General features: G+C 52.4%; 15 protein-coding genes. 10 read left to right on the top strand and 5 right to left on the bottom strand.

From position 1 onward, the window contains the following. Positions 1–67: 67 nt before the first annotated feature. Positions 68–727 carry a ribonuclease T2 gene (locus L6D74_RS29790; RefSeq protein ID WP_236191707.1) on the bottom strand — a complete coding sequence of 220 codons (660 nt, stop codon included), beginning with the start codon at positions 725–727 and terminating at the stop codon, positions 68–70. Between the two features lie 165 nt (positions 728–892). Between L6D74_RS29790 and L6D74_RS29785 the strand changes: the two genes are divergently transcribed. The 6 genes from L6D74_RS29785 (at position 893) to L6D74_RS29760 (ending at position 6,182) form a co-directional block, all read left to right on the top strand. Next, positions 893–1,375: a hypothetical protein gene (locus L6D74_RS29785; protein WP_236191706.1), complete on the top strand. Its 483-nt coding sequence runs from the start codon at positions 893–895 to the stop codon at positions 1,373–1,375. 95 nt (positions 1,376–1,470) lie between these two features. Beyond that, positions 1,471–3,189 (top strand): copper resistance system multicopper oxidase, encoded by a 1,719-nt coding sequence (locus tag L6D74_RS29780; protein WP_236191705.1) that lies wholly within the window; start codon positions 1,471–1,473, stop codon positions 3,187–3,189. An 11-nt stretch (positions 3,190–3,200) separates the two neighbouring features. After that, entirely contained in the window at positions 3,201–4,058 is an 858-nt protein-coding gene (locus L6D74_RS29775) for a copper resistance protein B (RefSeq protein WP_236191704.1), read from the top strand. A gap of 31 nt (positions 4,059–4,089) precedes the next feature. Next, positions 4,090–4,464 (top strand): copper homeostasis periplasmic binding protein CopC, encoded by a 375-nt coding sequence (gene copC / locus L6D74_RS29770; protein ID WP_236191702.1) that lies wholly within the window; start codon positions 4,090–4,092, stop codon positions 4,462–4,464. Between the two features lie 3 nt (positions 4,465–4,467). Beyond that, positions 4,468–5,331, top strand: a complete 864-nt coding sequence (gene copD / locus L6D74_RS29765; RefSeq protein ID WP_236191696.1) for a copper homeostasis membrane protein CopD — start codon at positions 4,468–4,470, stop codon at positions 5,329–5,331. A gap of 59 nt (positions 5,332–5,390) precedes the next feature. Continuing rightward, complete coding sequence (locus tag L6D74_RS29760) at positions 5,391–6,182, top strand: transporter substrate-binding domain-containing protein (RefSeq protein WP_172829495.1); 792 nt, start codon at positions 5,391–5,393, stop codon at positions 6,180–6,182. 3 nt (positions 6,183–6,185) lie between these two features. Here the strand turns inward: L6D74_RS29760 and L6D74_RS29755 are convergent, their stop codons facing one another. Continuing rightward, positions 6,186–6,395, bottom strand: a complete 210-nt coding sequence (locus L6D74_RS29755; protein ID WP_085608242.1) for a hypothetical protein — start codon at positions 6,393–6,395, stop codon at positions 6,186–6,188. A gap of 186 nt (positions 6,396–6,581) precedes the next feature. Between L6D74_RS29755 and L6D74_RS29750 the strand changes: the two genes are divergently transcribed. Then, entirely contained in the window at positions 6,582–7,247 is a 666-nt protein-coding gene (locus L6D74_RS29750) for a TIGR02466 family protein (protein WP_236191695.1), read from the top strand. Positions 7,248–7,289: 42 nt separating this feature from the next. On the opposite strand, the gene L6D74_RS29745 is transcribed toward L6D74_RS29750, so the two are convergent. Continuing rightward, positions 7,290–7,649 carry a DUF6124 family protein gene (locus tag L6D74_RS29745; RefSeq protein WP_085608241.1) on the bottom strand — a complete coding sequence of 120 codons (360 nt, stop codon included), beginning with the start codon at positions 7,647–7,649 and terminating at the stop codon, positions 7,290–7,292. Between the two features lie 1,325 nt (positions 7,650–8,974). On the opposite strand from L6D74_RS29745, the gene L6D74_RS29740 reads away from it, so the two are divergent. The 3 genes from L6D74_RS29740 to L6D74_RS29730 all read left to right on the top strand — a co-directional run bounded on the left by L6D74_RS29740 (position 8,975) and on the right by L6D74_RS29730 (position 13,519). Then, entirely contained in the window at positions 8,975–9,970 is a 996-nt protein-coding gene (locus L6D74_RS29740; RefSeq protein WP_236191689.1) for a hypothetical protein, read from the top strand. A gap of 101 nt (positions 9,971–10,071) precedes the next feature. Beyond that, positions 10,072–11,622 (top strand): hypothetical protein, encoded by a 1,551-nt coding sequence (locus L6D74_RS29735; RefSeq protein WP_236191687.1) that lies wholly within the window; start codon positions 10,072–10,074, stop codon positions 11,620–11,622. A 472-nt stretch (positions 11,623–12,094) separates the two neighbouring features. Continuing rightward, positions 12,095–13,519, top strand: coding sequence for a toll/interleukin-1 receptor domain-containing protein (locus L6D74_RS29730; protein WP_236191685.1), 1,425 nt, complete (start codon positions 12,095–12,097; stop codon positions 13,517–13,519). A gap of 210 nt (positions 13,520–13,729) precedes the next feature. Here L6D74_RS29730 and L6D74_RS29725 read toward each other — a convergent pair whose 3' ends face one another. Together L6D74_RS29725 and L6D74_RS29720 are read right to left on the bottom strand one after the other, a co-directional pair. Further along, positions 13,730–14,263 carry a hypothetical protein gene (locus L6D74_RS29725; protein WP_236191684.1) on the bottom strand — a complete coding sequence of 178 codons (534 nt, stop codon included), beginning with the start codon at positions 14,261–14,263 and terminating at the stop codon, positions 13,730–13,732. Further along, positions 14,260–14,802: a hypothetical protein gene (locus tag L6D74_RS29720; protein ID WP_236191683.1), complete on the bottom strand. Its 543-nt coding sequence runs from the start codon at positions 14,800–14,802 to the stop codon at positions 14,260–14,262. Before L6D74_RS29720 ends, L6D74_RS29725 begins: the two co-directional genes overlap by 4 nt. Between the last annotated feature and the right edge of the window lie 155 nt (positions 14,803–14,957).

Genomic DNA, 14,957 nt, shown 5'->3' with positions numbered 1-14,957 from the left:
GGGAATTTGCTTGAGGTTGGTGGCAAAAAAACAGGCGCCCTTTTCAGGGGCCAGTTTTTATGGTCGGTCAACGCGATGGCGGTACTCGAATATCCCCCGCCCGGCACTGGGTTTTCACGCCCTTGCCGCAGGCGCCGAATTGCAGGTCCTTGCCCATGCACACGCGCACTTCCGAGAGTTCCGGGCCGTTGCAGATGACGGCGATGCCGTCTGACGGGATGCCCGGATTGCTCTTGCGGAACAGATCGGCAATTTCCTGCGCTTCGAAGTAATAGGAGCTACTGAACGGTTGCAACTCTTCCGGGATGTTCACCGCGGCCACGGCTTTGTCCGCTTCGTCCAGATAGCCCATCGCGCCGAGGCCGCTGCAGGTGCCGTGTTTGCTCCATTCGTGATCGAGCAGTTTTTTGGTCGGGAACAGCGTCAGGCCTTTGGCCGTTTCGACGGCCGACAGGTTAGTCAGCGGCGGGCAGGACTCCGGCCAGCCGCCCTTGGCGTATTGCGGCCAGAGGCCATGCAGGACAAAACCGTAACCCTTGCCGGTGCATTGCGGGTCGTCCTTGTGGGTCAGGCAAAAGGTCGGCGACCAGGACAACGTCAGCAAGTAGTAATCGAATACCCCCGCCACCGATTCCGCCTTGCTGGCAGACGACTGGCGCGCCGAACTCAGGCTGACGCTACCGACCGTCAGCGCAATCAGCGCCATAATTGTAAAAAGCTTTTTCATGTTCCCGTTCCTTGGGACGCGTGCGTCCGTGGTTTCTGTGGTCTGACCATCACTTGGCCAGACGCTGATTGAGTCATGCCCGTGTTGCAGGCGCATGACGCAGGGCAAAACGTGCATTACTTTGAAAGGACTACGATGAAGTTGGAATCACCACAGGGAACCGACATGAGTAAAGCAGACGAACTCGCCGCGAAACTCAAACAAACCCGGCACACCCATGCTGACGAAATCACCTGCGCTGAACTTGAGATCGATTGCTGGCCGGCTCAGGTCTACGCCTTGTATCACCGAATCGAAGGCTGGTTGCAACCGGTCACCGAAGTAGGACTGAAGATTCGGCGCAATCCTACGCATGTTTGCGAATCTTCTTCGGATGGTGAGACCCACGACTACGCCATCGACCAGTTGATCATCGAAGCCAACCACCACAGCCTGACGTTCGACCCCATCGCCCGCTTCACCGAAGACGGCTCGGGGCGTGTGCAAATCGTCCTGCCGGGGCGCGAAGCATCGCTGCTGCGCACGGTCGATGAGCACGGTGAAAGCCATTGGTGGTTGCAGACGCTCGAAACCGGGCAGCAGCTGGATGCGATTGCGTTGACGGAAAACAACCTGTTGTTGGTGGTCCAGGAAGGACTCGGTTTGTAGGCTGAACCTGACACAACTGTAATCCGCCCCTCAGCCAGCTGAAAGCTGCCGCTGGTTAGCCTCCCCGTTATTGGTCAAACGGGGACTTCCAGCGCATGCCTTCCACCACCTCAAGACGCACCTTCGTCAAAGGCCTCGCCGCCGGCGGTCTGCTCGGCGGCCTCGGCCTGTGGCGCACGCCGGTATGGGCCTTGAACAGCCCCGGCCAGGTCAACGAGTTAAGCGGCACCGACTTCGAGCTGTTCATCGGCGAAACCCCGGTCAACTTCACCGGCCAGCCTCGCACCGCCCTGACCATCAACGGCAGCCTGCCCGGCCCGCTGCTGCGCTGGCGCGAAGGCGACACTGTGACGCTGCGGGTGCGTAACCGGCTCAAGGACAGCACCTCGATCCACTGGCACGGCATTCTGCTGCCGGCCAACATGGACGGCGTGCCGGGCCTGAGTTTCAAGGGCATCGAGCCGGGTGGCGTGTACGTCTACCAGTTCAAGGTTCGCCAGCACGGCACCTACTGGTATCACAGCCATTCCGGCTTGCAGGAACAGGCCGGCGTCTACGGGCCGTTGGTGATCGACGCCCGGGAACCGGAACCGTTCCACTACGACCGCGACTACGTGGTGATGCTCAGCGACTGGTCCGACGAAGACCCGGCCAGCCTGATGAATACCCTGAAAAAGCAGTCCGACTACTACAACTTCCACAAGCGCACCGTCGGCGATTTCATCCACGACATCGGTGAAAAAGGCTGGGGTGCCACCGTCGCCGACCGCACGATGTGGGCGCAGATGAAGATGAATCCCACCGACATCGCCGACGTCAGCGGCGCCACGTACACCTTCCTGATGAACGGCCACGCCCCCGATAACAATTGGACCGGCCTGTTCCGCCCCGGCGAAAAACTGCGGCTGCGGCTGATCAACGGCTCGGCCATGACCTACTTCGACGTGCGCATCCCCGGATTGAAAATGACCGTGGTCGCCGCCGATGGCTTGCACGTCAAACCGGTCAGCGTCGACGAATTGCGCATCGCCGTGGCGGAAACCTATGACGTGATCGTCGAACCCGCCGCCGACGCCTACACCCTGTTCGCCCAGGCCATGGACCGCACCGGTTACGCCCGAGGCACCCTCGCCGCTCGCGCCGGATTGTCGGCCCCGGTGCCGGCGCTGGACCCGCGCCCACTGGTGACCATGGACGACATGGGTATGGGTGGCATGGACTCTGGTGGAATGAATCATGGTTCGATGGACATGAGCGGCATGGATCACTCGAGCATGAACATGGGCCCGATGCAGTCGCACCCCGACAGCGAAAAGGACAACCCGCTGGTGGACATGCAAGCCATGACCACCGCCGCGAAACTCGACGACCCCAGCCTCGGCCTGCGCAACAACGGTCGCCGCGTGCTGACCTACGCCGACCTGCGCAGCACGTTCGAAGACCCGGACGGCCGCGACCCGAGCCGCACCCTCGAGCTGCACCTCACCGGCCACATGGAGAAATTCGCCTGGTCGTTCAACGGCATCAAGTTCTCCGACGCCGAGCCGCTGCTGTTGAAGTACGGCGAGCGGATTCGCCTGGTGCTGGTCAACGACACGATGATGACTCACCCCATTCACCTGCACGGCATGTGGAGCGATCTGGAAGACGAAAACGGCAATTTCCAGGTGCGCAAACACACCATCGACATGCCGCCCGGCACCCGTCGCACTTACCGCGTCACCGCCGATGCGCTCGGCCGTTGGGCCTATCACTGCCATCTCCTGTACCACATGGAAATGGGCATGTTCCGCGAAGTGCGGGTGGAAGAATGAGGATGCCGACCATGACTCGATTTGCCGCGCTTTCGTTGTCGCTTCTGTCGATGGCTCCGGCATTCTCCGCCAGCGACATGCAGGGCATGGATCACAGCCAGATGGGCGATATGCAGAGCATGGACGACGGCATGATGCAGCCCGCCGCGCCGACCGAAAGCCGCACGCCGATTCCGGCGCTGACCGACGCCGACCGCGCCACCGTGTTCACCAGCCACGCCGGGCATCAGGTCCACGACAGCGCCATCAACACTTACTTCCTCGCCGACAAACTCGAATGGCAGGACGCCGACGACGCCAGCACCCTGGCCTGGGATTTGTCCGGCTGGATCGGCGGCGACATCGATCGGCTGTGGCTGCGCTCCGAGGGCGAACGCAGCAACGGCAAGACCGAAGACGCAGAGATCCAGGCCCTGTGGGGTCACGCGATTTCGCCGTGGTGGGACGTGGTCAGCGGCGTGCGCCAGGACTTCAAACCCGGCGCTCCACAAACCTGGGCCGCGTTCGGTCTGCAGGGCATGGCGCTGTACAACTTCGAAGCCGAAGCCACGGCATTCCTCGGCGAAAACGGCCAGAGCGCGGTGCGGCTGGAGGGCGACTACGACATCCTGCTGACCAATCGCCTGATCCTGCAGCCCACCGCCGAACTCAACGTCTACGGCAAAAACGACCCGCAACGCGGGATCGGCTCGGGCCTCGCGAACACCGAAGCCGGGCTGCGTCTGCGCTATGAGATCCGCCGCGAATTTGCGCCCTACATCGGCGTGACCTGGAACCGTACCTACGGCCACACCGCCGATTACGCACGGGAAGAAGGCGAGGATCGCAGCGAAGCGCGACTCGTCCTCGGCGTGCGGCTTTGGTTCTGAATCCCATCAAAAAACAACCCAGAGGTCTTGCATGCGCACATTGAAAATCTCCCTCGTCCTCGCCAGCGGTTTGCTCCTGAGCACCCTGGCCCAGGCCCATCCGAAACTGCTGTCGTCGTCCCCCGCCGAAGGTGCCGACGGCGCGGCGCCCGGCAAGATCGAACTGCGTTTTTCGGAGGATCTGCTGACCCAGTTCTCCGGCGCCAAACTGGTGATGACCGAAATGCCCGGCATGGCCCACTCGCCGATGCCGATGAAGGCCAAAGTCAGCGCCGGCAGCGACCCGAAAACCATGCTCGTCACCCCGCTCACGCCCTTGCCGGCCGGCACCTACAAGGTCGAATGGCGCGCGGTGTCGTCGGACACGCACCCGATCACCGGCAACGTCACGTTCAAAGTGCAATGAGCGATGGCTGAACTGATCAACATCCTCCTGCGTCTGGCGCTGTATGTGGATTTGCTGCTGTTGTTCGGGCTGGCGTTGTTTGGCCTGTACAGCGTTGACGCGGCGCTGCGGTTTCGGCCGATGCTGCGCGGGATGGCGTTGATCGGGGCACTGCTCTCAGTAGCGGGACTGGTGCTGATGACCCGCGCCATGAGTGGCGAAACGGAATTCGCGGCGCTGTGGCCGCATCTGCAAATGATGGCGCTGGAAACCGACATCGGGCTGGCCTGGGCGCTGCGGATGATCGCGCTGATCGCCGTGATGGTCTGGCCGCGATTGTGGCTGGCATCAATGGCCGGCGCCGTCGCCCTCGCCTCCCTGGCCTGGAGCGGACACGGCGCGATGGATAACGCGTGGCATCTGCTCAGCGACATCCTGCACCTGCTCGCGGCGGGTACGTGGCTGGGCGCGATGCTCGCGTTGATCTTGATGTCGCGGCTCGACGCGCTGTTCTGCGAAGCGCGCATTCGTTCGCTGGCGGATTCCGTCAAACACTTCGAAGGCGTCGGCGCGGCGATTGTGCTGATCCTCTCGGTCACCGGCGTGGCGAATTACCTGTTCATCGTCGGCCCGACACTGGGCGAAGTCCTGTTCGGCACCTACGGCATTCTGCTGGCGATCAAGGTTGTGTTGTTCGGGGGCATGCTGGTGCTGGCCGCGTTGAACCGCTTCCACCTCGGGCCGTTGCTCGAGCAATCGTTGCGCGCGGGGCAGCATCAAGTGGCGGCCAACGCTTTGCGTCGCAGCGTGGCATTGGAGCTGGTGATTGCGCTGTTGATCGTGGGACTGGTGGCGTGGCTGGGCACGTTGAGCCCGGAACCGGGATGACACCCGGCAAACGCATTCACTACACTGGCCTGCACTCCCACTGCACAAGCCCGATCACAATGACAATTCCAAAAAGCACGATGATCTTCTGCGGCCTGCTGGCCATGGCCGGCGCCGCCCAGGCACAAGAACCGGCCTCGCACCTCGACACCATTCAGCAACAGGGCCAGTTGCGCGTCTGCACCACCGGCGACTACAAGCCCTACACCTTCAAACGCCCGGACGGCGGGTTCGAAGGCATCGACATCGCCATGGCGCAAACCCTGGCCGACAGCCTCGGCGTCAAGGTCGAATGGGTGCAGACCACCTGGAAAACCCTGATGCCGGACATGCAGGCCGGCAAATGCGACATCGGCGTCGGCGGCATCTCGGTGACCCTAGAGCGCCAGAAAAAAGCCTTCTTCAGCAACACCCTCGACGTCGACGGCAAGATCCCGCTGGTGCGCTGCGCCGACCAGTCCAAATACCAGACCATCGACCAGATCAACCAGCCGAACGTGCGCCTGGTCGAACCCGCCGGCGGCACCAACGAAGCCTTCGTCCACGCCTTCCTGCCCAAGGCGCAACTGGCGTTGCACGACAACGTGACCATCTTCGAACAACTGCTCGACAACAAGGCCGACGTGATGATCACCGACGCCTCCGAAGCCCTCTATCAGCAGAAACTCAAACCCGGCCTGTGCGCCGTCAACCCGAGCCAGTTCATGCAATACGGCGAAAAAGCCTACCTGCTGCCACGAGACGACATCAGCTGGAAACTCTACGTCGACCAGTGGCTGCACCTGAGCAAAGTCACCGGCAAATACCAGAAAGTCTTGAGCGAATGGATCGCCGTACCCGCGGCCCAGTAAACCTCAGTCGTCATGCATCAGGCCGGAGCTGTACTGGTTGAAACTGTTACCGATATTGCTCCCGCCGAACTTCAACGTATTCACGTTCCGCGCCTCCGGCGACTGACAGTCGCTGGAGAAACAACTGGTGGTGGTCAGGCCACCAGAGCCGGAGCAGGCGCTTAAAACCGAGATGGTGGCGACGATCAACAGCGCTTTGAGTGGATTGTTCATGGTGTGTGGCGCTCGGGTGGGGTCGGGATCTTGTGGAGGGATCGTAGGCCTGTGTGGGTGGCGGGAAGATGAAACTTGCGGGGTTTTCAGCGGGGGTTCAGGTTCGGCCTTTCACAAAGGTTTACATCGGCTTTTCAGTTCGCTCGGTATAGTTTTTTGCAACTTGAGCAACCCAGAGAACCCGCAATGCCGTCGACCAGCCAGTTGGTAAATCCTGACCTGATAAAGATTCGACGGCTGTTCACAACACCCCTCGCCAGCCTCCAGTACCCCGATGCCGCAAAACTTAATTCCCAACTGAAAACCATCATCACAACCCGCATGGCGCAAGATCGCAGCGGCGCCCAGCGCAGCAACGACGGCGGCTGGCAGTCCGCGAACGACTTCCATGAATGGGGCGAAGAAGCCAGCGACGCCCTGGTGACATTCGCAAAAGCGTTCGCCGTGCAAATGACAGCAGTGCACAGCGAACAATTCGGACTGACCGAACCGAGTTTCGAATGGAAACTCAACGCCTGGGCCAACGTAAATACCGCAGGCCACAGCAACGCCCTCCACGGACATCCGGGCGCCTTCTGGTCAGGCGTCTACTGGGTGGACGCCGGCGGCCGAGAAGACGACCCGACCGTCGGCGGCGACCTGGAATTCGCCGACCCACGCGGCATGGTCGCCTCCACCTACAACCCCGCGCTGCGAATGCGCGTCGAAGACTGCATCACCGCCGGCTTCAGCAGCACCTGCGCCGCAAGCAGCGGTACTTTCATCATGTTTCCGTCGTGGCTGATGCATTCAGTTCGACGGTTTGAAGGGACGAGACCAAGGATTTCGATTGCGTTTAACTTTGGTGCCTGAGGCACAGAAAATCAGCCCTCCGCGACGAAGGGCCGCAACGACCTACTTCGGCTCGACGTTATCCAACGCCTGATTCACCGCCAAAGACCCCAACATCACCAACTGCGCAATGCCGATAGCGGTTTTGCGGTGGGCGGGTTCCAGGGAGGCGGCGAAGTTGTTGAGCATTTCGGAGGCTGATCCCAAGGATTCGCTGGCGTTGGCGAGCAGGGATTCGGTGTCGTAAGCCGGGTTGGCGAAGTACATCGGATCGTGTTGGGTGTGGCTGCCCATGATCCGTTGCTGTGGGGTGAGGTAGTGATCGAGGGCGCGTTCGGCGGCTTCGTTCAAGGTTCGTGAATCGGGGAATTTGTAGGGGGAGACTGGATCGGTTTCTGGTGGGTTGGGTGTTGGTTTGAACATGGATGAAACTCCTAACACTTTTAGTGAAGGCTTCACCCTTTCGCTACCAAACGAAGGGTGGCGGCCATGAACAGGTTGGTAGACCGGGTGTTAGGAGCCGGCGCGCCCGAAGACGCCCTGTACATGACCACCATAGACCCCGGCCGAAAGCACGACCGGGGACGATGACGCTGTACATCTAACACACGGGCTACCAAACCCGGTCACTGGTTTTCAGTGACCCAGGAACGATAGAACCCCCGTGCTAGAGGCACAAGCCGGCGGATTCTGTCTTAGGTGTAGGGGGTGGCGCAAGGATGTGTAGGTCCTGGATGACGTCGATAGTATTCAATTAAACGATCTAACGTTGCTGTTTAAAACAAGCTCAAGGAGTAGTGACTAGCCATGCGCTACGGGTAGCGCAGCGCGTCGGGCCAATGATGGATTGGATGAGCTAATTCTGTAGGCCTTAAAACTCGTAGCCTTCAGCGCCATAAAGAAATCTCGTACCACTTTCGTACCACCCTTCTTCTGTCTCACCACGCGGCACGCCAATATTCCTCGTTGACGCGTGTGTCTGTCGCTCCAATCCAAAGCACTCCCTACAAGCTTTCCTGCGCGAGCACGAAGCACCTGGGCGGAAGTGTGTCTGTGTCATCTGCATAAGTACGAGCGAGACGAAGCGCAGCACCGCCCTACAGGAGATGTCAGATTTTCGGGAAAGACATCAGAAAAAGGTAATTTTGGTAAGCCGAACGTTTTATTCGGCTTAGAGCCTTGATTTCAGTTGTCTGCAAAGGATCGGTAAAAGGTAATTTTCAAATAATAAATAGGGAAGGTAATTAACTTTCAAGGAAGTCATTTCTTTTTCTGTACCCAATACAAATCAACCACTTACGAAAACATTACCTTTTTCATTATTTCAAATTACCTTCTGATGCAATCCAGCAAAGACAATGAATTCAGGGCTTTCGGCGGTGTACTGATGCCATGATTATTACTTTTTTCCGAATGCGCTCCTGAAAAGCGACCCCAAGCGCAGCCCCATAACTGCCGACCGCGTGCCGTGACACGTTAAGTGACCCAACCCTCGCAAGAATTCGCAGATTTTTTTGTCCTCGATGATTACAAGGGTGACTCCCGGCCACAGCGGCTTTCAGTCGCGTGCAGGACTGCGGAAAAAACCCATTTACTGCGCAGGCGCGTTGGGGGACGACAGAGCGCGAAAGAAAGTGCCTTGTCCGAAAAAACTGTATAGGCAAACAGTCTGATTGCATATCCAGCATCAGGCGTTTAGGATCCAATTAAAATCTGAGCTAGGCACTCTGCCACTAGAGGACCATTTTATGATTTCAGTCGCTTCTGCTATCAGTGAAATTAAAACGATTGAAGAAATCAATCACCTATTCAAAATCGAGCATGACTATACATTGACAAAGGATGCATATCGTCGCCCCCTCCGGCCATACGAGCTGATAAATCCAGATGCCAAATGTCAATTCCTGAAAAAAAACAAGACTTGCGGACAACAACACCAACACGGTTTCGTAGTTGAGACATGCGACAACAAAAAAGTTCTCATTGGACACTGTTGTGCCCTGAACCATCTCGGCTTAAATGATGAAAAAGTCCGAAACGACTTCAAACGACTTTCGGCAACTGAAAGGGATGAAATTCGTCGAAGCAAGATCGATGTTCTTTTGGCAAAGAAGGAGACGTTAACTCGAGATGTGAAGCAAATACTTGGGGAAGTGAAGCTACTACAATCGGATGCTAGCCAAGTGCTCGCGTCTTTACCTACACAACTGGTTAAAACCCTATCTGACCGGTGGAAACGAAACACGCTAAAGGTTAGCTGCGAGTATCTAATCATTAAACGTGAAAAAGATAAAAGTGGAAGGACCGACGTAGAAAAATCTTGGCATCCTCATGAATGTGAAACGTTAAAGGGTCTTGGGACATGGCTACAAGTAGAAAACCAAAACTACGCACAGCGTCTATATGAGTTCCTACACAAACTTCAAAACATTTCATTAAAAAAACGACTTACTAAAGACGAGCTGGCAACGGCTGAATCAGTTTTCAATGAGCTTGCCGAGTTAGATGTGCTCGAACGCGAAATTAAAAAACAACGTAGTTTAATTATTGAATTTTGCACATTACCCAACCTGCTAGTAACCGTTCAATTATTCGCAAATAGAGAACTGCGTGCAGCAATTGTTGAAAGCGCGTATCACCTCTCAGGAGAGTCGCTTAAAGTCTCGTCGAGTCGTGTAGTAGATGCGATCGATAGGTCTATAAGAGAACACTACAAAGCAGATGGCCTTCGCATAGCACCTTAAGCTAAATCAAGTTAAACAACGAACAGAAACAAACACATAAACCTCCACCTACAATTACAACTTAACTCTCAAATACAAAAAAACAAAGGTCAGGAACAAAAGTGCAAAAAGATAATGAATTCTTATCACTATATCTAGAGAACGAAACTTCCAAAATACGCACTGAACTACTTAAAGAAAATCAAAGTATACGACTAGAGCTGGAGGCATTAACGAATTCTAGCAAGAGCTTGCTTGCCGATGTCGAAAACAAGATCACAAATGCTGAAAACAAAATCACGGAAAAAGCAATTGATAAAACGCTTTTTATTATTAAGCAAGTAAAAGAATGGGTAGGTATCGCAGCCGTTTTTATTTCAGCAATTTTCCTCCTAGGCGGCTTTCTAGGATATAACAACCTTGTAAATACTCTAACCGACGCTTTCAAAGACAGAGTTACCAAATGGATGCAATTTGATGAGCAAGGAAGTGGGGGGAAAAGAGCACTCGATGAGCTCCGCACTGAGGCAATTATCAACGCGTACATGATTCGACTTGCACGAAATTACTCTTCGTCGAGTGAGTCACTTTTCCCAATTAACGGAGCGGAAGAAAAACGCTTATTAGACGTCCTGCAAACGCCAACGACAAAATACTCAGACTTTTCCGACATCCTAACAATTATCGTTAAAAATCGTGGCCCTTTCAGATTTGCTCTTTCGGAAGATGACGTAGGAAAAAAAATAGCATCTTTGCTGACCGTAGAAGAAATATCACCTGAGAAAAAAAGGCTGATATTAGAGAAAATGAACGGAGATGCTGCGCTACTCCCCTATTCGAAGTCGATTTTGAATGACGAAAATCAAAGCATTTATGTTCGCCTAGCAGCATTTGAGAATGTAAAAAATTTTGATTCGGAGTTAGCTATCGCTTTCGCAAACAAGAATGTAGACAATATAACGCCAAGACTGAAACCAAACCTAGTTCTTTATCTGGCGAGAGAGTCGGGGCAATACGATCCGGCACTACGCTACGTACAAGTCCTAATAGAACAAAAATCAGAATACTGGCAGTCTAACCTACTCGAGTTAGTATCAGGTCTTGGAGAAACATTACCATCCGCTGTAAACTCTGACGCTTACAAACTCGCCGACCTATTTACTAAAGTTGTTGAAATAGATGGAAAAATAGGGATGTCGGATGAGAAGTTTGGCCCTAAACGAATAGTTTTAAAACTTGATGGCGGTTACGCTATGCTTGCAAAGCCCGGTCGTTTGTTGAAGGAACCGGAATTAATCAAGAACATCATAACAAAAAAAGGGGATTCGATAGACTGGCTTACGAAAAGCACCGATTTCTTCCAATTATCTGACCAAGGTAATCTTCTTACGACAATGATTGTCACGCTTGGAGAAAACTCAAGCATAGAAACACAAGGCAATTTTAAATTAACAGTTACAAATGTGCTTGGCGATATTTGGCTGAGGACTCAAAACCTTCCTGGCGGAAAGCAGTTAGTGGCAACTTGGCGAGACAGTAATACCGGAATTATACATACAGAAAGCGTCAGAAGTGCAAGCCAACTCGTCGTTATGAATTTCCGCTTATCGTTCGATGAGAAACTATTTGAATCGCTCACCTATGATTATCGATCGCCTACAGATTTTTTGTAAACAACCGCCCCACAAATAACAAATCAACCGCAAGACTAAACAGGAGACAGATTTATTTACCACCTAGAAATTTAAAACAAATAAACCTGATCCCTCTTGTTCGCTTTTGTTCGCTTAAAACTGACCGGGTCATTGGCGGCTGAGACTGTGAGAGACGCGTATCGCGCTCCGGTTGGGCCGCACAGGTTGCTCAAGAAGAACGGAATTTGCGTGCCTTCGGAAAGGCACGCCCTCACGTCGAATCAGCAGTTTTCTGCACGTGCGCTACCTGCCTTGATCGATTTGGACAATGCGAAGCCCCCCAACCTGCTTAGCTAAGGAGTTTGTGACAAAAACCTATACGGCAACTAAAATCCCACAGAAAGCGTAAGGGCGGCATAGGAGGCCTGATCCAGAGGCTGGTTCGATTTCCATTTACCAGCTCACACGAGAATTGACTTTCACAAACAAGCGAAAGAAAGGAAGCTAAAAATTGAGCGAGCCAAAAGTTTTTATTTCTTATAGCTGGTCGACACCCACTCATGAACGCTGGGTACTTGATTTGGCCGAAGAGCTGATTGAGTCAGGAATCGATGTAATACTTGATAAGTGGGACTTAAAACCTGGACAAGACTCCATAGACTTCATGGAGCAAATGGTAAAAGACCCCTCCATCGACAAAGTATTGATAATTTCCGATAAAGTTTACGCAGAAAAAGCTGACAACCGATCAGGAGGAGTTGGGACAGAAACTCAAATAATATCGAAAAAAATATACGACCAAGTTGATCAAGAGCGCTTTATTGCCGTAATTGCGGAAAAGGATCTAGATGGGAAAGCTTATACACCTTTATTTTATCATTCTCGACTGTACATAGATCTGAGTGAGCCCGATCGCTATGCTGATGGATTCGACTCATTGATTCGATGCATTCATGGGCAGCCACAATTTAAAAAGCCTGCACTTGGAAAAAAACCTGAATATTTGAATTCCGAGACCAGCATCAATCTAGGAACATCTGCACTATTTAAGCGAGCGATCGCTGCTGTCCGAGAGCACAAACCTTTCGCTGCAGCAGCTCTTGATGAGTATTTAGTAACCTTCTCAGACAATCTGGAACAGATCCGCATAAGTACTACTCCTGAAGTAATGTTTGATGACGCCGTAGTCAGCAGTATCCAATTATTTATTCCTGTTCGAAATGAGCTATTACAAATTGTAGATACGTCTTGCCGGTACCTATCGCAGCAAGAGTTCGCTGAGGTCATGCACAAATTCCTAGAGTCTTTAACCAAATATTTCACTGAGTTGAATGGCCGCTCAAGCTATCGAACCTCAGACTTCGACAACTACAAGTTCATCATTGGCGAGATTTTTCTCTACACAATAACCATACTAATAAAACACAATAAATACCAAGCAGCAGCCGAAATACTGAACAGCAATTACTATATAAAATCCTCGAACAACGGAGTTCCGCACCTAACATCTTGCCAGTGCTTCTACGAAAACCCCGAAAGCCTAGAATACAGAAACAACCGATTAAATCTGAATAGAGCATCGATCAGCGCCGACTTGACAAAAGACAACAACAACGGCACAGGAGTGGACTTCCACCTATTAATGCAAACTGACTTTATTCTTTACGTAAGAAACAGCTTAGACAAATCTGGTTTTTGGTGGCCTAAAACCCTCGTTTATCTTGGTCACTTCCCAGGCGCTTTCGAAATATTCAGCCGGGCAGCTTCTCAGCAATATTTCGAGAAAATTAAATCATTGCTAAAAATAAGCGCCAAGACAGATCTTACACCTTTAATTGAAGAGCATAAGCAGCAAGGGGGAAGATACTATGGATTTGGACATGGTTTTGACATTAAAAGGCTATTGAATTTCGACGAGCTCTGCACTATTTGGTAAATACTAACATCAATAAAGTAGCCGAAAATAATAAGTAGGCTATTTTAACTTAACAACAAGTGAAAAATGGTGAAAAATGAACCAAAAATGGGGACCACAAAAAAGAGGACAGATCATTTGCCACCATGATCAAAAACAATGGTTGCGAATTTAATTACCACTAAAACACATAAATCCAACCCCACTTTTGATGAAACTTTCCTGAAGTAATTATTTCTCAAACGGGAAGTTATCAAAAATATTATAAGCCAGCCGATAAATATCTGTATAACCATGCGTCCTAGCTAGTTGCGGAACCCAGTAGCGACCATGCGCCATCCAGTTCCTAAATGCTAAGGCTCCCTTGAGCTCCCTTACGTAGTCTGTTGAACTGGGGGCGTGTCGTTTCCAAGCGTCTAGCAAATCTTCAAAACCCACCCTGTTTTTATTTCGCCTGTAAATCTTTATGAAGGCACGACTAAGTTCATCCTTAAGCTTCCTGTCAACTCTAACGAGGTAATCCAACCGAAAGCTTGCTTCCAATGCAGCTAAGATAGTCAAGCATACCGTAACCTCAAACTCACGGCGAGCATCTTTATATTCGAGTTCTATTTGTTGGGGCGTGGAAAAAGTATATCTAGTTAAAAATGAAGCTCCATTATCGTTGTAGTAGGAGGCCATTGCCGAATTCATAAGTTCGAAATGGTGAGCTATATCTATCAGATCGAGATTCAGCCCAGAAGGATTGAAATCGATTCTCTTCATGCACCAATTTCCATCAGCAAGGACAGAAAATTGTTTTCGTTAAGGTCCGTGTATATATAAGGAGGTTTATTTGAGACAATTTTCCATTTCCATGGCAACTCTATTTTTTCAGACTCGATTTTCTTTACTGGGGGCACTGCCTGACTACCAATAGTCACCCTGAAATTTATTTTTGGTCCGTCCCCCCTGACCAAGGCAAGCATCCCAGTTCCGGCCGGCCCCAATACATCAACCCGTCCTTTAGAACCTATTAACATTGTACCAACAGGAGCAAGAATGTATTTAGCATTGCCCACCATCAAAACGCCCTTATTGACCTTGTAGGCACCCAGAAGTTCTTCATGCAAGGTAGTTGTCACTAACTTAAGATCAATGCTTCCTGTCTCCTTATAGGGAAGGACATAATTCTCGATCGATACATAAAGCGAATCAAGGGCAGCCCGCCACTCCTGGATTTCATTTTCAGGATCAAAAGTGGGCGCCTCACTTTCAGTTGAATGTTTCGCTACAAAATCTTCAAAGCTCTTATTCTTCGCCATAAAACCCCCTGAACAATCTAATTTACTGATACATACTGCTGGCACTATACCCCAGTTACGATCCTTCCTAAAAAGGCTCACTACCGTTCAGTTTAGGCCCAAAACCTGTCGGCCCACTCTTCCGATGCTCCCAAGCCCCCCTCCCCTATTCCTGA

The sequence above is a fragment of the Pseudomonas pharyngis genome, from assembly GCF_021602345.1.
In the GTDB taxonomy this organism is placed as follows: domain Bacteria; phylum Pseudomonadota; class Gammaproteobacteria; order Pseudomonadales; family Pseudomonadaceae; genus Aquipseudomonas; species Aquipseudomonas pharyngis.
This window is presented reverse-complemented; position numbering and strand designations above follow the sequence as displayed.